This window comes from Cupriavidus necator (assembly GCF_040578825.1).
GTDB lineage: Bacteria > Pseudomonadota > Gammaproteobacteria > Burkholderiales > Burkholderiaceae > Cupriavidus > Cupriavidus necator_E.
This window is the reverse complement of the sequence record NZ_JBEFLI010000058.1, coordinates 24,315-47,938: the sequence shown is the minus strand read 5'-3', so window position 1 is coordinate 47,938 and position 23,624 is coordinate 24,315. Positions and strand designations below refer to the sequence as shown.

The following is a 23,624-nucleotide window of genomic DNA, read 5'->3' as shown; positions in this document are numbered from 1 at the left end:
GAGGGGAAGTGGGGGAAGACGCGTCGCCCGGCGGGGCGAGGTAACGGGTGTAGCCGATCTCGAAGCTCGCAACCGTGGACATGGCAGGTCTCTCGATGCGCGTGTCGTGTTGTGATCCCGGGCATGCTTCGTGGGCTTGCGCAGGACGTGTAGTCGAGTGTAGGGCATTTGCGGAGGGTTGGCGGGAGCAATTGTCGTGCTGCGCACAAGGGGTGATGGGCGCATGCAGAGAGGACTCGTGCTGCTGGTGTTGTTGATCGGCGGCTCGTGCTGTTGTTGTCCACGGCCGGCGAATTTGGCCGCGCGTCCGCACTCTCACCGTTGCACTACGCTGAATGGCATCGCCACCCCGATGCGAGGCCGCCATGCCCGAGCAACTCACCCGGCATCCCGATGTCACCCTCCAGGTGCTGCGCAGCGCAGGTGCCCGCTGCGGCGAAGGCTTGCCGCAGCAGATCCTGAAGACCTGCCCGCGCGAGCGTTTCTGCCAGCTTCCCGGCGGCGAGATCTGCGTGTACGGCCTCGACGGCGCCGCAGCGATGACACAGATCACGCCGGCGGACTGGCAGTCGCTGGGCCCGCTGGCGAAGGCCAGCAAGGACGATGCGCCATCGATGGCGGTGGTCATGGCCGCCGCCATCGGGTTGCTGGTGGGGTTGCTGGTGGCGGCGCTGCTGTCGCGCTGGCGGAGCGGCCGCTGGCATCAGTAGCGCAGGCACCCGCGAGCATCGGGCATCACGCGCCGGCTGGCATGCTGTTTGCGACTTCCTTCCGGCCATGACACCGCTGCAGTCCGCCCCCCTCGGCATTCGCCTGCTGGAGAACGGCGAAGAGTACTTTCCCCGCGTATTCGACGCGATCTCGCGCGCGCGGGAAAGCGTGCTATTGGAAACTTTTATCCTGTTCGACGACGAGGTAGGAAAGAAATTGCACGCGGCGCTGCTCAATGCGGCGCACCGCGGCGTGCGCGTGGCGGTCACGGTCGACGGCTTCGGCTCGCACGACCTGACACCGGTCTTTATTACAGAGCTGGTGAAGGCGGGCGTGCATTTCTGCACATTCTCGCCGCGGCGGCGGCTGTTCGGCATCCGCACGCATATCTTCCGCCGCATGCACCGCAAGCTGATCGCGATCGACGGCGAGGTGGCGTTCGTCGGCGGCATCAATTTCTCGGTCCACCATCTCTATGACTACGGACCGCTGGCCAAGCAGGACTATGCGGTCGAGATCCAGGGACCCGCGGCGCGGCAGGTGCATGACTTCCTGCTGCGGGCGATGCCCGGTGCCTGTCCTGGTCCGCCGCCACCGCGCATCCACAACCGCGCCGCACCGGCCGCACCCACCACGGTACGGCTGGTCACGCGCGACAACCACCGCCATCGCAACGACATCGAATTTGCCTACCTCGAAGCCATCCGCGCCGCGCGGCACGAGGTGGTGATTGCCAATGCGTATTTCCTGCCGGGCTACCGGCTGCTGCATGCCCTGTGCGAAGCGGCAGCGCGTGGCGTGCAGGTACGCCTGCTGCTGCAGGGCAAGCCCGACATGCCCTGGGTGGCGCGCGCGGGCGGCCTGCTGTACAGCCACCTGCAGGACGCCGGCGTGCAGATCCTCGAGTACGTGGAGCGGCCCTTCCATGGCAAGATCGCGGTGGTCGACGAGGCGTGGGCCACCGTGGGTTCGAGCAACCTTGACCCGCTCAGCCTGTCACTGAACCTCGAAGCCAACCTGGTGATCCGCGAGCCCGCCTTTGCGCGCATGCTGCGCGGCCGGCTGCAGGCGCTGATCGCCGAGCGTTGCCGCGAAGTGCCGCCGCGCAAGCACAAGCGCACGCTGCTCGACGTGGTCGGCTCCACGCTGATGTTCCACTTCCTGCGCCGCTTCCCGGCCTGGGCCGGCTGGCTGCCCGCGCATACGCCGCGGCTGGTGTCGCCGCGCGCGGGCGATCCGCGCCGTCCGGCGCGCGTGATCGTGCTGGAAGGGGAGACCGAATAGTGGTCGCGCAAGCCATCTCGGCGATCCGCCAGCATGCGCGCTGGCCGATGTGGCGGCGTGCCATCGGCATCCTCTTCATTGCGGCGGTGGTGGCGCTGATCGCGCGCAAGCTCGGCACCATCGACTGGGATGCGGTCATCACCGCGCTGCGCGGTTTCGACGCGCGCACGCTGCTGCCGGCCGTGGGCTTCGTCGCGCTGAGCGGGCTGCTGTACAGCCAGTTCGACGTGCTTGGCGTGCGTTATGCCGAGCACCCGCTGCCAGCGCGCCGCGTGATGGCAATCGCCTATGTCAGCTATACGCTGAGCCTCAACCTTGGTGCGACGCTGGGCGGCGCGGGCGTGCGCTATCGCCTGTATTCGCGCGCGGGGCTGAGCGCGCCGCAGGTCTGGAGCGTGTTCGCGGTGGCGGTGAGCAGCAACTGGCTGGGGTATGCGCTGCTGGCGGGGACCATCCTGGCCGGGCAACTGGTGGTGCTGCCGCCCGAGTGGGGCATACCGCCGCTGGCCACGCGGCTGCTGGGCATGCTGATGCTGGCGGCCCCCGCGGCCTACCTGGCAGCTTGTGTGGTCTGGCGCGGACGCCATCGCACCGTGCGCGACCATGATATCCATGTGCCGTCGGTTGGCTTCGCGGTGCTGCAATGCCTGGTGTCTGCCGCCAACTGGATGGCGGTGGCGGCGATCATGCATGCGCTGCTGCATACGCATGCCGACTATTTCACCGTGCTGGGTGTGTTGCTGGCTTCGGGCCTGGCGGGTGTGGTGGTCCGTGTGCCGGGCGGGCTGGGCGTGATCGAGACGGTGTTCTTTGCGATGCTGGGGGACCAGGTGCCGCATGCGCTGCTGGTGGCGGCGTTGATCGCGTACCGGGCGTTGTATTACCTGATTCCGCTGGTGGTGGGGGCGGTGGGGTATTTTGTGCTGGAGGCCAAGGGGAAGCACGAAGGAGCTTGAAATAAACCACGCCGGATGAAGCCGCCCGAACTAGCCTAAGCAAGGTGTTCGCCCTCTCCCCTCAGGGGGAGAGGGGAGCCTGCTGCAAGCGTGATCAGACCGGATGCGCGTCTACGCAGCCGCCAGCGCCCGCTCCAGATCCTCGATCAGATCATCAATATGCTCGATCCCCACCGACAACCGCACCATATCCTCACTGACCCCCGCCGCCTTCAGCTCCTCGGCATTGAGCTGCCGATGCGTACTCGAAGCCGGATGCGTGGCCAGTGACTTGGCATCGCCGATATTGACCAGCCGCGTGAATAGCTGCAGCGCATCGAGGAAGCGCGCGCCGCCTTCGCGTCCGCCCTGCCTGAGCCCGAACGACAGGATGCCGGGACCGCGTCCGCCCAGGTATTTCTGCACCAGCGCATGGTCGGCATGGTCCGGCAGGCCGGCGAAGTTGACCCACTCCACCTTGGGATGCCGCTGGAGGTGGCGCGCGATAGCCAGTGCGTTCCCGGTGATGCGGTCCAGCCGCAGCGCCAGCGTCTCGATCCCTTGCAGGATCAGGAAGGCGTTGAACGGCGACAGCGCCGCGCCGGTATTGCGCAGCGGCACCACGCGCGCGCGGCCGATATAGGCGGCCGGGCCCAGCGCCTCGGTGTAGACCACGCCGTGGTACGACACGTCGGGCTCGTTCAGTCGCTTGAAGCGCGCCTTGTGCTGTGCCCACGGGAACTTGCCGCTGTCGACGATGGCGCCGCCCACGCTGTTGCCGTGGCCGCCCAGGTACTTGGTCAGCGAATGCACGACGATATCGGCGCCATGCTCGAATGGCCGGCACAGGTAGGGCGACGGCACGGTGTTGTCGACGATCAGCGGCACGCCGTGGTTGTGCGCCACGCGCGCGATCGCCTCGATATCGACCACGTTGCCAAGCGGATTGCCCACCGACTCCACGAACACCGCCTTGGTCTTCGCGTCGATCAGGTCGCCGAAGCTGGCCGGGTTGCGGCCATCGGCAAAGCGCGTCTCGATGCCGGACTGCGGCAGCGTATGCGCCAGCAGGTTGTAGGTGCCGCCGTAAAGCTGGCTCGACGCCACGATATTGTCGCCGGCCTCCGCGATGGTCTGGATCGCATAGGTGACCGCCGCCATGCCCGAGGCCAGCGCCAGCGCGCCCACGCCGCCCTCGAGCGCGGCCAGGCGCTGCTCGAGCACGTCGTTGGTGGGGTTCATGATGCGGCTGTAGATATTGCCCGGCACCTTCAGGTCGAACAGATCAGCGCCGTGCTGCGCGCTGTCGAAGGCGTAGGCCACCGTCTGGTAGATCGGCACCGCCACGGCGCGCGTGGTCGGGTCAGGCGAATAGCCGCCGTGGACGGCCAGGGTTTCCAGTCTCATGTTTTCTCTCTTGTTGTTGTGCCGGACCGGCGCGCCGGGGCATTGGTTGCCGTGGCGCCGGGCATGCCGCGCATGCGCCGTGCAAGTGCCGCGCAGGCGCATGCGGGCCAGCCGATGGTACCAGCGGGCCAGCACTGCAGCGCGCGAGCTGGCGCGTCGGCTCGTACTGTGACATGGAACGGGCTCCGTGGCGGGTGCGATCAGGCGGCGTGCTGCCGCCCCGGGTCGGCGGACTGGTTGGCCGGCGCGGCGCCGTCGCGGCGCACGCCCGCCTTGACCGCCACGCTGCGGCGCCCGTCCACGCTGACCGGCACGTCGCCCGCGACGGTCGCGCGGCGCACCACGCGGCGCGCATCGCCATAGTCGTTGATGGCGTAGTGCTGGGTGGCGCGGTTGTCCCAGATCGCGACATCGCCGGTGCGCCAGCGCCAGCGCACGGTGTTCTCGAGCCGGTGCACATGGCCCTGCAGCACCGATACCAGGTGCGCGGAATCCGTCGCCGAATAGCCCAGCAGCTTCCTGACGAAGTGGCCCAGCACCAACGTGCGTTCGCCGGTCTCGGGATGCACGCGCACCACCGGGTGCTCGGTCTCGTAGAGCGCGGAGGTGAACAGCTCGCGGTAGCGCCTGAGCCCCGCGCTGTTGGCGTTGACGTGGCTGGCCGCGTAGTCGTAGTCGTTGCTGTGCAGCGCCCACAGCTGGTCGGCAAGCGCGCGCAGCGGCTCGGGCAGGTCCTGGTATGCGGCCGCGGTATTGGCCCATACCGTGTCGCCGCCGGCGGCGGGCACCGTTACCGCGCGCAATACCGACACCGCGGGGTAAGCGAGGTCGAAGGTCACGTCCGTATGCCAGGAGTTGGCACGGCCACCGTGTTCGGAATCGAGTTCGAGCAGATGCGTGCCGTCGCGCGACGGCACGGTCGGGTGCGGCACGGTGTCGCCGAACAGGCTGGCAAAGCGCTGCTGCGCGGCATCGTCCAGATGCACCTGGTCGCGGAAGAACAGCACCTTGTGCCGCAGCAGCGCATCGCGGATGGCGGCGAAGGTGGCAGGGTGCAGGTCGCCGTGCAGCGCGACGCCGTGCACTTCGGCGCCGATGCGGCCGGCCACCGGACGGATGTCGAGTTGCACCGGCTGGTCTTGCGGGATATTGGCTTGGGTCATCACGAGGCTCCGGGTGGAAAGTGGGTGGGTCAGGCAGCGGCGAGTTCGGGCTGTTGCGTCGGCACCTGGCCGGCGAACTCGCGCAGCACCGCATCGCGCACGCCGGCAAAGGGCAGCCCGGCGCGTTCGCGCGGGTGCGGCAGGTCGACCGGCACGATGCGGCGGATGCGGCCCGGGCGGGGCTCCATCACCACCACGCGGTCGCCCAGGTAGACGGCTTCCTCGACGTCGTGGGTGACCAGGATCATGGTGATGCCCTCGGCCTGCCAGATGCGGTGCAGCTCTTGCTGCAGGTAGGTGCGGGTCATCGCGTCGAGCGCGCCGAAGGGCTCGTCGAGCAGCAGGATTTCCGGGCGCGTCACCAGGGCGCGCGCAATCGCCACGCGCTGCGACATGCCGCCGGAGAGCTGGTGCGGATACGCCTGCTCGAAGCCGCGCAGCCCGACCAGGGCGATATGCCCGGCGATATTGCGCTCTTTGTCGGCGCTGCTGCCGGGCAGGTTGAGCAGCGCCAGCCGGATGTTCTGTTCCACCGTCAGCCAGGGGAACAGGCGGTGCTCCTGGAACACGATGCCGCGCTGCAGGCTGGTGCCCGACACGCGCTTGCCGTCGAGCAGGATCTCGCCGCGGTAGTCCTCTTCCAGCCCCACCACCAGCCGCAGCAAGGTCGACTTGCCGCAGCCGCTGGCACCGACGATGCTGACGAATTCGCCGGGCGCGATCGTCAGCGTGATGTCCTCGAGCACGGGCAGGGCCCGGCCCTTCACTTCGTACTGCTTGTGCAGGTGCGCAATGCTGAGCGTGCCGGCATGTGGCATACAGGTTCTCCGTCAGTCAGGGGAAGTTCAGCCGGCCGCCACCGAGCGTCCGCGCCACGCCAGCAACCGTCGTTCGATACGGCTGGCGATCCAGTTGAGCGTGAAGCCGACCAGGCCGACCACGATCACGCCGAAGATCACCAGGTCCATCCAGAAGTTCTCGCGCCCGTCGACCATGGTGTTGCCGATGCCCTTGCCCGACACCAGCAGGTACTCCGCGCCGAGCGTCGCCAGCCAGGCATAGATCAGCCCCAGGTGGATGCCGGCAAAGATTGACGGCGCCGCCGACGGCAGCACCACGCGCCACAGCACCTGCGCGCGGGTAAAGCGCAGCACCCGCGCCACTTCCAGCAAGTCGGCGGGCACCGCGCGGATGCCCTCGAAGGTGTTGAGCACCACCGGAAAGAATGCCGCCAGCGACAGGAACACCACCTTGGCGGCATCGCCCAGCCCGAACCACACCGAAATCAGCGGGATCCATGCGAACAGCGAAATCTGCTTGACGGTGTGGAAGCTCGGGCCCACCAGCCGTTCGAACAGGCGCGACAGCCCCAGCGCCGCGCCAAACAACAGTCCCACGCTGGCGCCAATGGCAAAGCCGGCCAGGTCGCGCCACAGGCTGGCTGACAGCGATACGAACAGCGCGCCGCTCTGCACCTGCCGCACAGCGGTGTCCCAGACGCTGGAGACCGGCACCAGCAGCGGCGAGGTGGTCCAGTGAAAACGCACCGCGGCCCACCACAACGCGAGCAGCACCAGCGGCAGCACCCAGCCGCGCAGGGCGCGCGGCAGTGCGATCCGGCGCACGACGTTTGCGGATCTCGTCATCGCGGCCTCGCTTCAGAAACCCGGCTTGCGCCAGCGCAGCACCGCGCCTTCGGCCAGCGCCAGCGCCTTGTCCAGCGTAAAGCCGACCAGGCCGACCACGACTACCGCGGCAATCACCAGATCGAGCTGGAACAGCTGGCGGCCGTAAACGATCATGTAGCCCAGCCCTTCGGACGAAGCCAGCAGCTCCACCACCACCAGTGCCAGCCACGCATGCGTGAGGCCGTAGCGCACGCCGTTCCACACCGGCGCGGCCGCCGCCGGCAATACCACGCGCGACAGCGTCTGCCAGGGCGTGAGCCGCAGCACGCGCGCCACTTCCAGGTAGCGCACCGGCACGCTGCCGATGCCCTTGTACGTGTTCAGCGCGACCGGCACGAAGGCGGCCTTGGCGATCAGGATCACCTTGAGCGCCTCGTCGATGCCGACCAGCAGCATCAGCAGCGGCAGCCAGCCCAGCACCGGCACCTGGCTGAAGGCCTTGAAGGTGGGGTAGACGTAGTCGCGCAAGGTCGGCGACAAGCCCATGGCGGCGCCCAGCGCCAGCCCCCCGGCCAGTCCCACGGCAAAGCCGCCGGCGACGCGCAGCGCGCTGATCGCGAGATTGGCCTGCAGTTCGCCGCTTTGCCACAGGTCCGCCAGTGTGCGCGCCACCGCTTCGGGCTCGGGCAATACCTGGGGCGGGATCCATGCGTTGCGCGCCGCGACGTACCAGACCAGCAGCAGCGTCAGCGGCACCGGCCAGGCCAGCAGCCAGCGCGTGGCGTGCTGCCAGCGCAGGGGCTTGCGGGGAGACGCCGCGCGCGGCGCTGCGGCGGCGGGCAGTGAAAGCGAATCGACGGCGGACATGGCGTCAGGCTCCGAGGATCTTGCCGTTGGGCTGGTAGATGGGCCAGTAGCTCTGCAGGCTCAGGTCGTTGAGCGCAGCCTTCAGGAAGCGCTGGTCGATCCACTGGTCGACATCGATGCGCGCGCGGCTCAGCCGGAAGCGATAGGCCTGCTCGGCGGCATCCTTGTAGCGGCTCACCAGAAACGGATCGAAGTTGGGGTTCAGGCGCACGCGCAGCGGCTCGCCGTCGAAGTCTTCTTTCCAGTGGTCATACGGTGTGCCGGCGCGGGCCCAGGTGCGCAGCACTTCCTCGCGATGGCTTTCGTCGGAGGCCCAGTGCGCGGTTTCGACCGCAGCCTTGACCAGATGCTGCGTGGCCTCGGGATAGCGCGTGGCGAAGTCATCGGTCACCAGCACATGGCTTTGCCGCGTGTAGACCGGCGACTGGTTCTTGCTCGAGTACAGGATGCGCACCGCGCCCTTGTCGCGCAGCCGCAGGATGTCCATGGCGCCGATGGCGGCGTCGATATCGCGCGTCGACAGCGCGGCGAGATAGCCGGCTGTGTCCAGGTTCAGCAGGCGCAGGTTCTTGTCCGAGAGCCCGTTGGCTTCGAGCAGGCGCAGCGCGGGCAGATGCATATTGGTGCCCTTGAACAGCGACACGCGCCTGCCGCGCAGGTCGCTGACCGTCTTCAGCGGCGAGTCCGGCGGCACGCCGACGTAAATATTGGCGCGCACGCCGGTGGCCAGCACCAGCCGTGTTTTGAGCCCGGCGGCACGCGCGACGATCGAAGGCAGGTCGCCCTGCAACGCGAAGTCGAGCTGCCGGTTGGCGAGCGCCTCGTTGACCGCGGGGCCCGCGCCCTTGAAGAAGAACCACTCGACGCGCGTGCCGGTCGGCTTGAACGATTCCTCGAGCCAGCCGCGCGCATGGGCGATCGCCAGCGAGCTGCCGGCAAAGCTGGGCGGCGTGCCGGTGGCTGGCTGCGCCACGCCGATGCGGATCACGTCGGGCCGCGCCGAAGCGCTCGCGCTGAACGCGGACAGCGGCGACAGCGATGCCGCCAGCCCGAGCCCGGACCAGGCAACACAGCGCAGCATGTCGCGGCGGTTGAGCGTATGCGGCGCTTCGGCATCGGGGCGCAGGGGCTTCATCGTGCAGGCCTGGTCGGAGTGGAAGACCGCTCCACGATAAGCGGCGCCGCGGCCGGAGCTGAACGAATGATTGCGGCATTCGTTATCGGCTTTGCGCATATGGCGCGAGGCGCGACGCCGGCATATCGGCATGCGCAAGCCGTGATCGCTAACAATGTCGAGACATGGATATGCGATAAGCGGATAAGGGCCAGCGATTTGATTCGTTGACCGTGCAATGGCCCGATCCCTACAGTGCAAGCTTGTACGCGGCTTCCGGGGGCGCTAGCCACCCGGGCCGCACCGGCTCCCCCATATGCCACAGCTTGCCATGACGACCGCTACCGCCCACGCCAGTGTTTCGCGCCGCCAGAGCGCACCGCCCGCCCCCGCATTCGCCACCGATGCCTTCGAGATCCGACCGCTCGACGCCCCGCTGGGCGCCGAAGTGATCGGGCTGGACCTGTCGCAGCCGCTGTCCGATGCGGACTTTGCCCGCATCCACCGCGCGCACCTCGACTACCACGTGGTGGTGTTCCGCGACCAGCAGATCACGCCCGCGCAGCAGATCGCATTCAGCCGCCGCTTCGGGCCGCTGCAGATCCACGTGCTGCACCAGTTCCAGTTGCCGGGCCATCCGGAAGTGCTGGTGGTGTCCAACGTGGTCGAGAACGGCAAGCCGATCGGACTGGGCGACGCCGGCCACTTCTGGCATTCGGACCTGTCGTACAAGGAGAAGCCGAGCCTGGGCTCGCTGCTGCATGCGCGCGAGCTGCCGGCGCAAGGCGGCGATACGCTGTTCGCCAATATGCATCTGGCGTGGGACACGCTGCCGCCCGCGCTGCAGAAGGCCGTGGACGGCCGGCAGGCCGAGCACACCTACCTGGCGCGCTACGCCGAACTGCAGCAGCGCAGCCCGTGGCGCCCGAACCTGACGCCGGAACAGATCGCGCAGGTCAGGCCGGTATTGCAGCCGGTGGTGCGCACCCATCCGGAAACGGGCCGCAAGGCGCTCTTCGTCAGCGAGCACTTCACCACGCGCATCGCCGGCCTGCCCGACGATGAAAGCCGCGACCTGCTCGACCAGCTCTTCGCGCACAGCGTCAGGCCCGAGCATATCTATCGCCACCAGTGGCAGCCGCACGACCTCGTGTTCTGGGACAACCGCTCGCTGCTGCATCTGGCCGCGGGCTGTCCGCCCGCGCTGCGGCGCGTGATGTACCGCACCACCATCGAGGGCGACGTGCCGCGCTGACGCGGCAGGCCCTTTTGCAAGGCATTCACAAGGCGTCCGCAGCGGCGCGCGCTCATCCCCCTATTTCCGGAGCTTCAACAATGTTCTCTCGTTTTTCCCGCAAGATCGGCGTGCTGGCGCTGAGCGCAGGGCTGGCCTTTTCCGGCGCCGCGCACGCCGAAGGCAAGCTGCGCATCGCCGAGCAGTTCGGCGTGGTCTACCTGCTGCTCAACGTGGCGCGCGACCAGCAACTGATCGAGAAGCACGGCAAGCAGCAGGGCGTCGACATCAAGGTCGAATGGACCCAGCTCTCCGGCGGCGCCGCGGTCAATGACGCGCTGCTGTCGGGCGCGATCGATATCGCCGGCGCCGGCGTCGGGCCGTTGCTGACGTTGTGGGACCGCACCCACGGCAAGCAGAACGTGCGCGGCGTGGCGTCGCTGGGCAATTTCCCGTACTACCTCGTCAGCAACAATCCCAAGGTGAAATCGATTGCCGACTTCACCGAAAAGGACCGCATCGCGGTGCCGGCGGTGGGTGTGTCGGTGCAGTCGCGCGTGCTGCAGTTCGCCGCCGCCAGGCAATGGGGCGACAAGGAATTCAACCGGCTCGACAAGTGGACCGTCGCGGTGCCGCACCCTGACGCCGCCGCGGCGATCATCTCCGGCGGCACCGAGATCACCGGCCACTTCGGCAACCCGCCGTTCCAGGAGCAGGAACTGGCCGGCAACCCGAACGCGCGCATCGTGTTGAACTCGTATGACGTGCTGGGCGGCCCCAGCTCTTCCACGGTGCTGTACGCCACCGAGAAGTTCCGCAACGACAACCCCAAGACGTACCGCGCCTTTGTCGATGCGCTGGCTGAGGCCGCCGCGTTTGCCACCGCCAATCCGGAAGCCGCGGCCGATATCTACCTGCGCCAGAGCAAGGCCCGGACCGACCGCGCGTTGCTGCTGCGCGTGCTGAAGAACCCGCAGGTGCAGTTCCGCGTGGCGCCGCAGAACACCTTTGCGCTGGCGTCGTTCATGCATCGCGTGGGCGCGATCCGCAACCAGCCCAGGTCCTGGCAGGACTACTTCTTCCAGGATCCCGTTACCGCACAGGGGAGCTGACCATGGCGTCGCACAGCCTGCGCGTGGTGTCTGACCGCGCCGCCCCGTTGCTGCAAGTGGATGGGGTCTCGCTGGAGTACCGCACGCCCGAGCGTATCGTGCGCGCCACCCATCGCGTCAGCTTCGATGTGCATGCGGGCGACCGCTTCGTGCTGCTGGGACCGTCCGGCTGCGGCAAGTCCACGCTGCTGAAGGCGGTGGCCGGTTTCGTGCCGCCGTGCGAAGGCGAGATCCGGCTGGAAGGCCGGCGCGTGCAGCAGCCGGGGCCGGACCGCATCGTCGTGTTCCAGGAGTTCGACCAGTTGCCGCCGTGGAAGACCGTGGCGCAGAACGTGATGTTCCCGCTGCGGCAGGCGCGCGGGCTGTCGCGGTCCGAGGCGCGCGAGCGCGCGCTGGACAGCCTGGAGAAGGTGGGGCTGGCCGACTTTGCCGATGCCTACCCGCATACGCTCTCGGGCGGCATGAAACAGCGCGTGGCGATCGCGCGCGCGCTGGCGATGCGGCCCAAGGTGCTGCTGATGGACGAGCCTTTCGCCGCGCTGGACGCGCTGACGCGCCGGCGCATGCAGGAAGAGCTGCTGGCGTTGTGGGACGACGCCGGCTTTACGCTGCTTTTCGTCACGCATTCGATCGAAGAGGCGCTGGTGGTGGGCAGCCGCATCCTGCTGCTGTCGCCGCATCCGGGCCGCGTGCGGGCCGAGCTCAACAGCCACCAGTTCAGCCTGGCCAGCCAGGGCGGCGCCGAATTCCAGGCCGCGGCGCAGCGCATCCATAGCTTGCTGTTCGGCGAACCGGCCGCCCAACCGGCCGTCAGAACCGCCGCCGCCAAAACCGCCGCCGCCAAAACCGCCGATAACAGGCAAGCACCGCGCGCACGCAGCGCCGCGGGCCGCTGAATGAAGGACATCGCATCATGACGCAACCGACCGTGGCGCTCGCCGACGTGCTTCGCCCCGAATACGAACGCGAGCCCGAACCATTTACCGAGGCGCCGCTGGCACGGGCGCTGCCTTGGCCGCAGCGGCTGTGGCAGCAAGGCTGGCTGCGCAAGGCGGTGATCCTGCTGGCGCTCGCGCTGGTGTGGGAGCTGGTGGCGCGCCTGCAGGACAACGACCTGCTGCTGCCGTCCTGCCTGGCCACGCTGCGCGCCTTTGCCGAGGCGGTGGCCAGTGGCGAGCTGCCGGGCAAGGCGGCGCTGTCGCTGTCGGTGCTGCTCCGCGGCTACGCGGCCGGCATCGTGCTTGCCTTCGTGCTGACCTCGCTGGCGGTATCGACGCGCTTCGGCCGCGATGTGCTGGACACGCTCACGGCGATGTTCAACCCGCTGCCGGCGATCGCGCTGCTGCCGCTGGCGCTGCTGTGGTTCGGGCTCGGCAGCAAGAGCCTGGTCTTCGTGCTGGTCCATTCGGTGCTGTGGCCGCTGGCGCTGAACATGTACGCCGGCTTCCAGGCGGTGCCGCAGACGCTGCGCATGGCGGGGCGCAACTACGGCCTGCGCGGGCTGCGCTATGTTGCGCTGGTGCTGGTGCCCGCCGCGCTGCCGGCGATTCTTTCCGGGCTGAAGATCGGCTGGGCTTTTGCCTGGCGCACGCTGATCGCGGCCGAGCTGGTATTCGGCGCGTCGTCGGGGCAGGGCGGGCTGGGCTGGTTTATTTTCCAGAACCGCAACGAGCTGTACACCGACCGTGTTTTTGCCGGACTGGCCGCGGTGATCCTGATCGGGCTGCTGGTGGAGGGGCTGGTGTTCACCACGCTGGAGAAGCTGACGGTGCGCCGCTGGGGCATGCAGCACTAGCCTTGCCCCGCCCGCTCATGCGGAGTAGGCTAGCGCACCGGTACCCCACCGGAGCCCCGCATGACCGCCATCCACCACGCCGCCGCACAGGGATTCGCCAGCCAGGCCGATACCTACGCGCGCGGACGTCCCGATTATCCCGTTGCCATCGATACCTGGCTGCGCGACACGCTCGGCCTGCGCGCCGGCCGCACCGTGCTCGACCTGGGCGCAGGCACCGGCAAGTTCACGCCGCGGCTCGTGTGAGCGCTGCACTGCGCCCTACATCGTCGCCTGCCTGACCCAGAACGCGATACCGTCGCGCCCGGCCGAGTCGACGGCCGGTGCCAGCGCCGCGGCGTCGCGGTGTCTGCTGCAGGTGCCGGCGGCGAGCTGGTCCCAGATCGCCAGCATCGCGATGATCTTGGGCAGCGCGTTGACGCCGACCGGCGTGGGCAGCCACGACGGGCTGCCCACGCGGAACAGCGGTGTGCCGAGCGCGGCCTCGAGGCCGCGGATCTGGTAGTGGAGTCGTTGTGACTGGATGCCCAGCGCGCGCGCGGCGCGGGCAGTGTCACGGTGCTGCATCAATGCCACGAAGGCGCGCAACGACAGGAAGCTGACGCGCCTGTTGTTGAGATGGAAAGCCATGCCTTTGCCCTTGCCGGGGCGGGGTCCTGCACAGCGCGCTTGCGCGATGGCCCGACACCGGCGGATCGAAGTGAGGCGATCGTAGCCGCGGCGTCGGCAAGGTTACAGGTGGCGATTTCCGAGATTGCCAGGCGAATCGTCAGCAATCGGGCTGCGCCCGGCTGGCGTGCGCGGGCACCGTCAGTGCATCGGGAGCTGGCCGATGGCGGTCAGCGCCAGCACCACCTCGGGCGACAGGCGGCGCTCACTGCAGGGCACGCCCGCGGTCTCGAGCGTGGTCCACAGGTCGGCGTCGCCCGTGACGATGCGTTGCCGCAGGTGGGCAAGGTATGTGTACTCGGCGGAAGTGAGCGGGCGCGGAGCGCTGCGCAGATCATCCAGGATAGCGCCAAGCGAGAGAACGGGAACGGTCATACCAGGTCGGGATAGCACGGCTGCGAAGCCCTGCCGCGAAATACGACAGGGACAGGCAACGCATGATTCTATCTACGCCGTGCAGTGCCTGCTTAACCAAAAGCGGGGTAGTTGCCCTCTAATTCCGCCGCACCGCGGGCGGATGATGGTGGCGCAATGGCGGAGTGATGGCGGCGTGGCGAAAGCGGCAGGATAATGTGGTGCATCGGTTGCGGCGGGCGTAGCCAAAGGCGCTTGGCGCCTCGGTATTACCGCAGCGGCTGTCCGGCAACGGTGTTGTAGAAAAGCAGCAGCACCATGATCCGGGGTGAGTGAGGGAAGCGGCCGCGCATTGCCGGACATCATGCGATTTGGGGGCCCGAAGCCACGTAATCTCGACCCGGGCGAACAGCGGGGAGAGCAGCATACCCGACCCGGCTTGTCGGGGGTGCCATACGGCAGCGTGGGCGGGCTATCATGCGCTGTCTCGTGCGAGTCCAGACGCAGATTGCGTCACAAACTGCGCCATGACTCGCCTTTTGCGACAGTCCCTGACCCGATGCCCGCCGATCGATATTGACGGCACGGCAAACGGAATCCTTGAGGAACCCCGTGCACCTGGACCAGCAGACCATTGCGGTCGTCATGATGGTGTTTTTCTGCAGCACGCTGATCATCGCGGCGGGGCTGGTGTTCGCGCTGCGCGCGAGCGAGGCGGGGCGGCTATGGGCGTTCGGTCACGTGCTGGTGTCCGCCGCGGGGCTGGCGCTTGCGGTCAGCGCGGCCGGCGGCGCCGTTCACCTCGGCTTGTTCGGCGCCGGGGGCTTCGTCTGCGGCTGGCTGATCATTTACCGCGGGGTGCGCCTCTACTATGGCGTGCCGGCGCATCCCGGCGCGCTGGTGGGCGCGGGCGTGATCGTGCTGGGGCTGATGGTGATCACCGGCAGCCTGCCCGACGGCCCGCAGCTCGCGCTGCGCATCGTCTACGGCGTGCTGGCGCTGGTGTCGCTGGCGACCTTCGCCACGCTGGCGCGCGTCGGCCGCGGGCGCCGCAGCATCGGCGCGCCGCTGGTGCTGGTGGCCAGCCTGGTGCAGCTGGCCACGCAACTGGCGGGCTTCAGCCATGCCATGGGCGTTCCTGTCGCGGGCGCGGCGCCGGTGACGCTGTTCTTTGCCAACCCGGCCGGCTCGGCCTGGGTGCTGGCGCCGCTGATCGCCACGCTGCTGGGCCTGTTCGGCTTTACCGTGATGGCGATGGAGCAGATCGTCGCGCATAACGAAAGCGGCGCGCGCGTCGATGCGCTGACGGGGTTGCTCAACCGCGGCGCGCTGGAGATGTCGGCGCTCAGCCTGGTGGCGCGCTGGCAGCGCGACGGCGCGCCGCTGGCCTGCCTGGTGATCGATATCGACCACTTCAAGCAGGTCAACGACACCTTTGGCCACCACGCCGGCGACGCGGTGCTGCGCGAAGTGGCGCTGGCGCTGGATAATTCGCGCCGCGCCTCGGACGTGGCCGGGCGCTACGGCGGCGAAGAGTTCTGCATCCTGTGTCCGCATACCGACGAGCACCAGGCGTCGGCGCTGGCCAGCCGCATCCTGCGCAAGGTGCGCGCCATCGAGCTGCCGGCGGGACAGGGCTATGCCAGCGTCAGCATCGGCGTGGCGCAGCTGCGCGGCGGCCCGGGCAGCAAGGAAGGGTTGTGGCGCGCGCTGTTTGCCGATGCCGACCGCGCGCTGTACCACGCCAAGGAGCACGGGCGCGACCGCTATGTGCTGGCTTCGTCCATGCCCGCCCCGGCTGCGGCGCGCGCGATGGCCACGCCTTTGCTCGGGCCGGCGCCGGATCCGGCTGGCTGATCGCCTGCTTGATCCCGGCGCTGGACACCGACCGGGCGCGACGGGGCTGGCGCTGTCAACAAGCCGCCATGCCCCGCCCGGTGCTTACAGGAAGGTGAAGACCTGTTCGCGCGCCAGCCGCGATTTCGGCAGCGTGGCGTTGAAGTCGTGCGCGCTGCGGTAGCCCAGGCTGACCAGCACCACGCTGGTCAGGCCGCGCTCGCGCAGGCCCAGTTCGGCATCGAGCACGCGCGCGTCGAAGCCTTCCATCGGCGTGGCATCGACGCCCAGCGTGCCCGCCGCCATCAGCAGCGCGCCCAGCGCCAGGTAGACCTGGTTGGCCATCCACGGCTGCAGGTCGCGCAGGTCATAGCGATGCAGGTCGGGCCGTCATTCATGTCCGTACGCACGCACAGCGCGATCACATGCGAGGCGTCCTGGATCTTGGCCGCGTTGTACGCATGGTGGTCGGCGGTGGCGCGCGCCATCCGGGCCCGCGCTTGCGGCGTGGCGGCGACGACGAAGTGCCACGGCTGCGAATTGACCGACGACGGGCTCTTGTGCAGTACGGCCAGCAACTGGTCGACGGTGGCTTGCGGCAGGGCGCGGCCGGCGTCGAAGGCCTTTACGGTATGGCGGGTGTCAACGATGTCAGCGAGATTCACGGCAAGGCTCCGGTGTTGTTATGGCTGAGGGCGCCATGATCCCATTTGCCGTCCGCTTGAAAAAGCGGGCTCGGCTTGCTGCTGCTTTCAATCGCTGTTTGAAAATGGCATGCCTGCAACACCGTTTGCACATCGTCCCGGCTCGGCTCGCGCGACTCGCCTACAATAACGCCCCCCGCCCGCAACGGCCTGGCGCCGCGCGGGCCACTTTCAGTGGTGTCTTGCAGGAAAACGGAATTCGATGATGTCAAACGCATGCGGCCTGGACTTCGGCACGTCCAACTCAACGGTGGGCTGGAGCCGCCCCGGCCGGCCGGCGCTGCTGCCGCTGGAAGACGGCAAGGTGACGCTGCCCTCGGTGATCTTCTTCCACGCGGAAGACCCGCTGGTCAGCTACGGCCGCGCCGCGCTGGGCGACTATCTCGCCGGCTATGAAGGGCGGCTGATGCGCTCGCTGAAAAGCCTGCTCGGCACCTCGATGATGGACGACAGCACCGAGGTGATGGGGCAGGCGATGCCGTTCCGCAAGCTGCTGGCGCATTTCATCCGCGAACTGAAGACCCGGGCCGAGCAGGCCGCGGGCACCGGGTTCTCGCGCGCGGTGCTGGGGCGCCCGGTGTTCTTTATCGACGAGAATCCCGCCGCCGACCAGCTTGCCGAAGACACGCTGGCCGACATCGCGCGCGACGCGGGCTTCAGCGAGATCGCGTTCCAGTACGAGCCGATTGCCGCGGCGTTCGACTACGAGGCGGGGATCGCGCGCGAGGAGCTGGTGCTGGTGGCCGATATCGGCGGCGGTACCTCCGACTTCTCGCTGGTGCGGCTGTCGCCGGAAGGCGCGCGCCGCAGCGACCGGCGCAACGATATCCTCGCCAACGGCGGCGTGCATATCGGCGGCACCGACTTTGACCGCGCGCTCAGCCTGGCGCAGGCGATGCCGCTGCTGGGGCTGGGCAGCGCGCTGCGCAACGGCAAGGCGATGCCGTCGAGCCAGTACTTCGACCTGGCGAGCTGGCACACCATCAACCTGGTCTACACGCGCAAGGCGTGGTCGCTGGTGATGGACAACTACCGCGACGCGGCCGACACCATCAAGCTCGACCGCCTGGTGCGGCTGATCCGCGAGCGCGCCGGCCACTGGCTGGCGATCCAGGTGGAAGCGGCCAAGATCGCGCTGTCGGATACCGCGAGTACCGAGGTGGACCTGCATCGGCTGGAGCAGGGGCTGACCCTGACGATCACGCGCGACGCGTTCGACGAGTCGATCGACAAGCTGGTGGCGAAGACCGAGAAGACGGTGCAGCAATTGCTGGTGGATGCCGGTGTGGAGGGGTCTGCGGTGGATACCATCTTCTTTACCGGCGGGTCCAGCAGTGTGCCGTTGCTGCGGCAGCGGCTGGCCGGCTTGCTGCCGGAGGCGCGGTGCGTGGAGGGGGATCGGTTTGGGAGTATCGGGAGTGGATTGGCGTTGGATGCGGTGAGGAAGTTTGGGTGAGTTCACGCGCAAGCTTTTGACAGCCTGGCGGTTTGCTCCCCTTTCCCGCTTGCGGGAGAGGGAGTACCCAATTGGCAAGCGAATGCCGCCAGCGGGTATTCATGCCCGCGCCAGCGAACGCTTACTGCGCCAATCCTTCCGGCAACCCGAATTGCCCCCCCATCGCCAACCTGGCCGCCCGTAGCGCCCCCCTTGCGGCCGCCGCGTCGCCAGCCAGCCTCAGCAGCCCCGCCAATTCCCACGGCGCCCGCAACAACCCGCCCAGCACCGCGCCCACATCCGTCTTGCCGTCTTCCCCCATGCCAGCCGCCGCAGCAGCCGGCACGGCCCGTCCGGCCGGATCGATCACCACGCGGCACGCGGCGAACGGCAGCCGGCATGCCGCCGCCATGCGCGCGGCGATATGCGATTCCATGTCGACACACAGCGCGCCGCAGGCCTGATGCAGCGACTGCTTGTCGGCAACGGCAAGCACCGGCTGGTCGCTGCCGGCGATCGTGCCCACCCGCGCATGCGCCATCGCCGCATGCATCGCCCGGGCCCATGACATATCGGCGTCATAACGCTCGCCGTCAGCGCAGACTCGGTCCGCAATCACGATATCGCCCGGCACCAGCGCCGGATCGAGCCCGCCCGCGACGCCAAAGCTGACGATGCCGACGCACTCGCGGCTCGCCATCGCCGACACACCCTGTTCCAGCGCAATACCCCTGAGCCCGTGCACCACCCGGCACTGCGGCCCCGCCGCGATGCGTGCCTCGAAATCCATGCCGGTGACCACCAGCACAAAACGCGCCGTCACAGGCCCCATGCCACGTGGTGGCCCGACCCGCGCTGCAGGTTGCGGTAGCGCGCCAGCGCCCACAGCGGGAAGTAGCGGGCGTAGCCGTGGTAGCGCAGGTAGAACACGCGCGGGAAGCCCACCGCGGTAAAGCGCGGCTCATGCCACAGCCCGCCGGCCTGCTGCGTGCGCAGCAGGTAGTCAATGCCGCGCGCCACCGCCGGATGCTGCGTGGCGCCGCCAGCCATCAGTGTCAGCAGCGCCCAGGCCGTCTGCGAGGCCGCGCTGGGCGCCGCCTCATAGCCGCGGTAGTCGAGCCGGTAGCTGCTGCCGTCCTCGCCCCAGCCGCCATCGGCGTTCTGGATCTGCGCGAGCCACGCCACCGCGCGGCGCACTTCGGGCGCTTCGGGCGGCAGGCCGGCGGCGTTGAGCGCGCACAGTGCGCTCCAGGTGCCGTAGATATAGTTGGTCCCCCAGCGCCCGAACCAGCTGCCGTCGGGCATCTGCTCGGCCAGCAGGTAGCGCAGCGCGCGCGCGGCGGGCTCGCTCTTGCCGGGCGTGGCGCCGGTCTGGCACAGCATCGACAGGCAGCGGGCGGAGACGTCCGCGGTGGGCGGGTCGAGCAGCGCGCCGTGGTCGGCGAACGGGATGTTGTTCAGGTAGAGGTGCGTGTTCTCCGGCTCGAACGCGCCCCAGCCGCCGTTGCCGCTCTGCATGCCGACGATCCACTCGGTGGCGCGCGCCACCGCTTCGTCGTAGCGGCCGGGCGCGCCGTGGGCGCGCATGTAGCGGTCCATCGCGGCGGCGACCACGGCGGTGTCGTCCACGTCGGGGTAGTAGTCGTTGGCATACTGGAACGCCCAGCCGCCGGGGCGCACCAGCGGGCGGCGCACGATCCAGTCGCCGCGCACGTCCAGCACCTGCAGCGGCTTGAGCCAGTCGAGCCCGCGCCCCACGGCCGCGACCGCGCGCGTTTCGCCGGTCTCGAGCAGCGCATGCGCGGCCAGCGCGGTATCCCACACCGGCGACAGGCACGGCTGGCAGTAGGCTTCGTCGCCATGCTCGACCAGCAGCCGTTCGACCGAGCGCCGCGCCACCGCGCGCGCGGGATCGTCGGGCGGCACGCCCAGCACGTCGAACATCAGCACGCTGTTGGCCATGGCCGGAAAGATCGCGCCCAGGCCGTCCTCGCCGTTGAGCCGTTCGCGCACGAAGGCTTGCGCGGCGTCGATGGCGCGCTTGCGCAGCATGCGCGGGAACAGCGGCTCGGCCGAGCGCAGCAGCGCATCGAGGCCGCGGAACACCGTATACCAGCCGGCGTGCTGGTGCGGCGCGCGCCGTGGCAGCCGCACCGCGTGGCACGGACCGACGAACAGCTCGTTGATGCCCACCGCACGCGGATTGCGCGCCAGCGGGCGCAGGCTGTTCAGTACCAGCAGCGGCACGATCACGGTGCGCGCCCAGTACGAAACCTTGGACAGGTGGAACGGGAACCACTGCGGCAGCAGCATGATTTCCACCGGCATCATCGGCACCGCCGACCACGGCATCACGCCATACAGCGCCAGCAGCGTGCGGGTGAAGACATTGGTCGCCTCGGCCCCGCCCAGCGCATGGATGGCCTGGCGCGCGCGCTGCATATGCGCGGCCTGGGGATCGTCGCCGGCCATCTTCAGCGCAAAATACGCCTTCACGCTGGCGCTGATGTCCGAGCGGCCTTCATGGAACAGTGGCCAGCCGCCGTCTGGGTTCTGGATCCTGCGCAGGTAGCGCGCGATGCGCGCTTCCAGGTCCAGGTCAGGGGGCTCGCCGAGGTAGTGCACCATCAGCACGTATTCGGCGGGGGTGGTGGCGTCGGCCTCCAGCTCGTAGACCCAGTGGCCGTCGGGGCGCTGCTGGTGCAGCAGCGTGTCGATGGCGCGGCTGATGCCGTGGTCCAGCGCCTGGCCGGCGTGGCGCGGGGCCGGGGCCGATGCGGCCGGCTCAGTCAGTGTTTCGATCTGCGGGCCGTCCGTGGCGAAGGCGGTCTCGTTCATCGACATGCAGACTCCTTGTGCCGGCGCACGGCGGTGCCGTGCCCGGCATGCATCGGGTTGCGGCGCTCAGCCGATGGCGTGGCGCAGCACGATCCAGAGCAATTGCGCGCGCGGCAGCCGCACGCGCTGTCGCGGTGCGCGCCAGCCCTGTGTGCGCAGGCGCGCCAGGATGCGGTGGTAGACCTCGGCCATGATCCGCGGCGAACGCACCAGCCGCGCCGGGAAGCGCGCCATGATCGCGTCGGCCTGGTCGTAGTGGGCCTGCGCTTGCTGCGCCAGCAAGGCGCATGCCCGCCCGATCGCGGCATGCGCGACCAGCGCCTGCGGCGGACCTGCCGCGATATCGGCCGGGATGCCGGCGTCGGCCAGCGCCTGCGCAGGCAGGTAGAGCCGGCCGAGGGCGGCGTCCTCGTCGATATCGCGCAGGATGTTGGTGAGCTGCAGCGCGCGGCCCAGGTGGTGCGCCAGCGCGATGCCGCAATCCTGGTCCAGGCCGAACACACGCACGGCCAGCCGGCCGACCGCGCTGGCGACGCGATCGCAATACAGGTCAAGGGTGGCGGCATCGGGGGCGCGGATGTCCTGCACCACGTCCATGGCCATGCCGTCGATCACGGCGAGGAAGTCCTGCTGCTGCAGGTCGAAGGCGCGGATCTGCGCGCACAGCGAATGCAGGGCCGGCGGCGGGGCGCCGGCGTAGCAGGCGGCGATGTCGGCGCGCCAGGCATCGAGCGCGGCCAGGCGCCCGGCGTGCGGCGCGTCGCCGTCGGCGATGTCGTCGACCGCGCGGCAGAACGCATAGATCTCGAACATGGCCTGGCGCTGTGCCGGCGGCAGGATGCGCAGCGCGGCGTGGAAAGAGCTGCCGGCCGCGGCAGCGGGTCCGGCCATGGCGCCGGGCACTGCGGCGGCGGGGGCGTCTGGCGTTGCGATTTGAGTACCGGCCACGTAACTCCTCGACACGCTGCTAACCGATCCCGCGATGATCGCGCCGCGCGTGCGCGCCCACAGGCGGGCCGGTGGTTGTGGGTCGGGCGATTATAGCAACATCGTCCGAAACGGCCCCGTATTGGTGATGCGGTCAGCGGTGGGTCCGAGGCGGATGCTGAGGCTGTGGCTGAGGCCGGGGCTGAGTGACCAACGACAGAGCCGGACGAGAGGACCAATGAAAAAGCCCCGCGCCGAAGCTGCGGGGCCTTGCCTGCTCCGGCCGGTCCCGTCGGGACCGGCCCGGTCTTCCAACCGGTATCAGAGGGCCTGGATCTTGGTGGCTTGCTCGCCCTTCTGGCCCATGGCCTTGACGTAGCGAACCTTCTGGCCTTCCTTCAACGACTTGAAGCCCGAGCCTTCGATCGCGGAGAAGTGCGCGAACAGATCGTTGCCGCCTGCGTCCGGCGTGATGAAGCCGAAGCCCTTGGCGTCGTTGAACCACTTAACGGTACCGGTTTCCATATCTATCTCAACCTTGAATTTCAAAATGAGCGAAAACGCTCGTTATACACCGTGTGCAACGCAAGCAGTGTGTCTCTGTCCGTTACGCACTACTGCGTCCTGATGACCTCGATATGTCGCTGTCGTGACAACCGATAACGTCATGGCCAAAAACGTCACGGAACAACACACCAAAAGGCTGCTGCACAAGTGGGAATCATTCTGCCGAATTTTTCCGGTGTGTCAATCAGGCAAAGCGCCTAATCATGATGAGAGGTTCCGATAGGAGATATTAGCGTTTTCTACTTCGGCGTCAGTTAAGTGAATTCCCTTATTTTTTCGAACGCCGCAAGCGGGCAGGTGCACCGCCAACGGGCGCCATGCCGCAAGCTCGTGCATAATGGCTGCCGTCCGGTGCATGGCCGTGCCATCATTTTTACAAATTCTTACGACGGCGCGACATCCCCCCTTTGGGGGACGTCAGGGACGGCCGGATATATCATTATGAAAATAAAGCCGAGGCGGTTGGCGTTGACATCGCTATGCATGGACATACGTGAGCGCGTCGACTGTATGCGAGGCCATACATAAAAAACAGGAACGGGTAACAATGATGGCCTTCAAACATAACTGTCCGCAATTTTCGTTGCGGACACTTCTCGCCCCAAGTTAAACACCGGGGCACCATCGGGTCTCCTTTGTTTCTAATCTGCGCAGCGGTGCCGCCTCGCTGGCGCATTGCGCCGCGGGCGGCAGCCGCGCGCGTGCTAGGCTGTCGGCCCGCGTCTGATGCGCCGTCCAGGGGGTACCATCGCGCGCTGGCACAATGTATCCATTTCGGAACAATTGTTGACAGTACGACACGGGGGTCTGTCCTACAGTGGCAGGGTCAAATACTATCGGATTTTTCCTGGTTCACCGTCCCAGAGTCGGACGGGGACCGGGCAAGGCAGCGGCGACCGTCTCAAGAAATGTCGCGTAAAAATCACTTTAAAGCAAGCGCGCAGACAACAGGAAGCTAGCCAGTGAAGCAGTTGGTGGAGAAACGAAGCCGGGACGGGCGCAGGCCGTCCCGCTTGCACGGGGTGATTGGGCAGGTGGCAAGGC

At 68.1% G+C, this 23,624-nt stretch carries 21 protein-coding genes and 2 pseudogenes; 10 read left to right on the top strand and 13 right to left on the bottom strand.

All coding sequences use genetic code 11. The annotated features are described in order from the left end of the window. Nucleotides 1-365 precede the first annotated feature (365 nt). The 3 genes from AB1I47_RS24545 (at nucleotide 366) to AB1I47_RS24535 (ending at nucleotide 2,951) form a co-directional block, all read left to right on the top strand. Entirely contained in the window at nucleotides 366-710 is a 345-nt protein-coding gene (locus tag AB1I47_RS24545; protein ID WP_354686308.1) for a hypothetical protein, read from the top strand. 67 nt (nucleotides 711-777) lie between these two features. Then, the gene (clsB, locus tag AB1I47_RS24540) at nucleotides 778-1,995 is read left to right on the top strand and encodes a cardiolipin synthase ClsB (protein ID WP_354686307.1); all 1,218 of its coding nucleotides are present in this window, start codon (nucleotides 778-780) and stop codon (nucleotides 1,993-1,995) included. Between the two features lie 47 nt (nucleotides 1,996-2,042). After that, entirely contained in the window at nucleotides 2,043-2,951 is a 909-nt protein-coding gene (locus tag AB1I47_RS24535; RefSeq protein WP_407935905.1) for a lysylphosphatidylglycerol synthase domain-containing protein, read from the top strand. Nucleotides 2,952-3,062: 111 nt separating this feature from the next. On the opposite strand, the gene AB1I47_RS24530 is transcribed toward AB1I47_RS24535, so the two are convergent. The 6 genes from AB1I47_RS24530 to AB1I47_RS24505 form a co-directional block, all read right to left on the bottom strand. After that, entirely contained in the window at nucleotides 3,063-4,337 is a 1,275-nt protein-coding gene (locus tag AB1I47_RS24530; RefSeq protein WP_354686306.1) for an O-acetylhomoserine aminocarboxypropyltransferase/cysteine synthase family protein, read from the bottom strand. 200 nt (nucleotides 4,338-4,537) lie between these two features. Further along, nucleotides 4,538-5,500 (bottom strand): TauD/TfdA dioxygenase family protein, encoded by a 963-nt coding sequence (locus tag AB1I47_RS24525; protein WP_354686305.1) that lies wholly within the window; start codon nucleotides 5,498-5,500, stop codon nucleotides 4,538-4,540. 29 nt (nucleotides 5,501-5,529) lie between these two features. Continuing rightward, the gene (locus AB1I47_RS24520; RefSeq protein WP_354686304.1) at nucleotides 5,530-6,318 is read right to left on the bottom strand and encodes an ABC transporter ATP-binding protein; all 789 of its coding nucleotides are present in this window, start codon (nucleotides 6,316-6,318) and stop codon (nucleotides 5,530-5,532) included. Between the two features lie 27 nt (nucleotides 6,319-6,345). Beyond that, nucleotides 6,346-7,146 carry an ABC transporter permease gene (locus tag AB1I47_RS24515; protein ID WP_354686303.1) on the bottom strand — a complete coding sequence of 267 codons (801 nt, stop codon included), beginning with the start codon at nucleotides 7,144-7,146 and terminating at the stop codon, nucleotides 6,346-6,348. Nucleotides 7,147-7,158: 12 nt separating this feature from the next. Continuing rightward, nucleotides 7,159-7,995 carry an ABC transporter permease gene (locus tag AB1I47_RS24510; protein ID WP_354686302.1) on the bottom strand — a complete coding sequence of 279 codons (837 nt, stop codon included), beginning with the start codon at nucleotides 7,993-7,995 and terminating at the stop codon, nucleotides 7,159-7,161. 4 nt (nucleotides 7,996-7,999) lie between these two features. Then, on the bottom strand, nucleotides 8,000-9,130 hold the full coding sequence (locus AB1I47_RS24505) for an ABC transporter substrate-binding protein (RefSeq protein ID WP_354686301.1): 1,131 nt from the start codon (nucleotides 9,128-9,130) through the stop codon (nucleotides 8,000-8,002). A gap of 310 nt (nucleotides 9,131-9,440) precedes the next feature. On the opposite strand from AB1I47_RS24505, the gene AB1I47_RS24500 reads away from it, so the two are divergent. From AB1I47_RS24500 to AB1I47_RS24480, 5 genes and pseudogenes are all read left to right on the top strand, one after another. Then, complete coding sequence (locus AB1I47_RS24500) at nucleotides 9,441-10,364, top strand: TauD/TfdA dioxygenase family protein (protein ID WP_354686300.1); 924 nt, start codon at nucleotides 9,441-9,443, stop codon at nucleotides 10,362-10,364. Nucleotides 10,365-10,444: 80 nt separating this feature from the next. Further along, nucleotides 10,445-11,455, top strand: coding sequence for an ABC transporter substrate-binding protein (locus AB1I47_RS24495; protein WP_354686299.1), 1,011 nt, complete (start codon nucleotides 10,445-10,447; stop codon nucleotides 11,453-11,455). Between the two features lie 2 nt (nucleotides 11,456-11,457). Then, nucleotides 11,458-12,351, top strand: a complete 894-nt coding sequence (locus tag AB1I47_RS24490) for an ABC transporter ATP-binding protein (RefSeq protein ID WP_354686298.1) — start codon at nucleotides 11,458-11,460, stop codon at nucleotides 12,349-12,351. 17 nt (nucleotides 12,352-12,368) lie between these two features. Then, on the top strand, nucleotides 12,369-13,250 hold the full coding sequence (locus AB1I47_RS24485; RefSeq protein WP_354686297.1) for an ABC transporter permease: 882 nt from the start codon (nucleotides 12,369-12,371) through the stop codon (nucleotides 13,248-13,250). A gap of 60 nt (nucleotides 13,251-13,310) precedes the next feature. Continuing rightward, nucleotides 13,311-13,490 (top strand): annotated as a pseudogene (locus tag AB1I47_RS24480) (class I SAM-dependent methyltransferase); the annotation flags it as partial. Nucleotides 13,491-13,511: 21 nt separating this feature from the next. On the opposite strand, the gene AB1I47_RS24475 reads toward AB1I47_RS24480, so the two are convergent. Continuing rightward, nucleotides 13,512-13,880 carry a helix-turn-helix domain-containing protein gene (locus AB1I47_RS24475; protein WP_354686296.1) on the bottom strand — a complete coding sequence of 123 codons (369 nt, stop codon included), beginning with the start codon at nucleotides 13,878-13,880 and terminating at the stop codon, nucleotides 13,512-13,514. A gap of 180 nt (nucleotides 13,881-14,060) precedes the next feature. Continuing rightward, nucleotides 14,061-14,294, bottom strand: a complete 234-nt coding sequence (locus tag AB1I47_RS24470; protein ID WP_354686295.1) for an IclR family transcriptional regulator — start codon at nucleotides 14,292-14,294, stop codon at nucleotides 14,061-14,063. 591 nt (nucleotides 14,295-14,885) lie between these two features. Here AB1I47_RS24470 and AB1I47_RS24465 point away from each other — a divergent pair. After that, nucleotides 14,886-16,130 (top strand): GGDEF domain-containing protein, encoded by a 1,245-nt coding sequence (locus tag AB1I47_RS24465; protein ID WP_354686294.1) that lies wholly within the window; start codon nucleotides 14,886-14,888, stop codon nucleotides 16,128-16,130. 84 nt (nucleotides 16,131-16,214) lie between these two features. On the opposite strand, the pseudogene AB1I47_RS24460 reads toward AB1I47_RS24465, so the two are convergent. Further along, nucleotides 16,215-16,774, bottom strand: a pseudogene (locus AB1I47_RS24460) (nitroreductase family protein). Between the two features lie 241 nt (nucleotides 16,775-17,015). Between AB1I47_RS24460 and AB1I47_RS24455 the strand changes: the two are divergent. Beyond that, nucleotides 17,016-18,269 carry an Hsp70 family protein gene (locus AB1I47_RS24455; protein ID WP_354686293.1) on the top strand — a complete coding sequence of 418 codons (1,254 nt, stop codon included), beginning with the start codon at nucleotides 17,016-17,018 and terminating at the stop codon, nucleotides 18,267-18,269. Between the two features lie 121 nt (nucleotides 18,270-18,390). On the opposite strand, the gene AB1I47_RS24450 is transcribed toward AB1I47_RS24455, so the two are convergent. The 4 genes from AB1I47_RS24450 to AB1I47_RS24435 form a co-directional block, all read right to left on the bottom strand. Then, nucleotides 18,391-19,071 carry a phosphorylase gene (locus tag AB1I47_RS24450; protein WP_354686292.1) on the bottom strand — a complete coding sequence of 227 codons (681 nt, stop codon included), beginning with the start codon at nucleotides 19,069-19,071 and terminating at the stop codon, nucleotides 18,391-18,393. Beyond that, a complete protein-coding gene (shc, locus tag AB1I47_RS24445) occupies nucleotides 19,068-21,092 on the bottom strand; it encodes a squalene--hopene cyclase (RefSeq protein ID WP_354686291.1) in 2,025 nt (674 codons plus the stop codon). Before shc ends, AB1I47_RS24450 begins: the two co-directional genes overlap by 4 nt. Before the next feature lie 60 nt (nucleotides 21,093-21,152). After that, nucleotides 21,153-22,034 carry a presqualene diphosphate synthase HpnD gene (gene hpnD, locus AB1I47_RS24440; protein WP_354686290.1) on the bottom strand — a complete coding sequence of 294 codons (882 nt, stop codon included), beginning with the start codon at nucleotides 22,032-22,034 and terminating at the stop codon, nucleotides 21,153-21,155. A gap of 300 nt (nucleotides 22,035-22,334) precedes the next feature. Beyond that, nucleotides 22,335-22,538, bottom strand: a complete 204-nt coding sequence (locus AB1I47_RS24435; RefSeq protein WP_022539497.1) for a cold-shock protein — start codon at nucleotides 22,536-22,538, stop codon at nucleotides 22,335-22,337. Nucleotides 22,539-23,624: the final 1,086 nt, after the last annotated feature.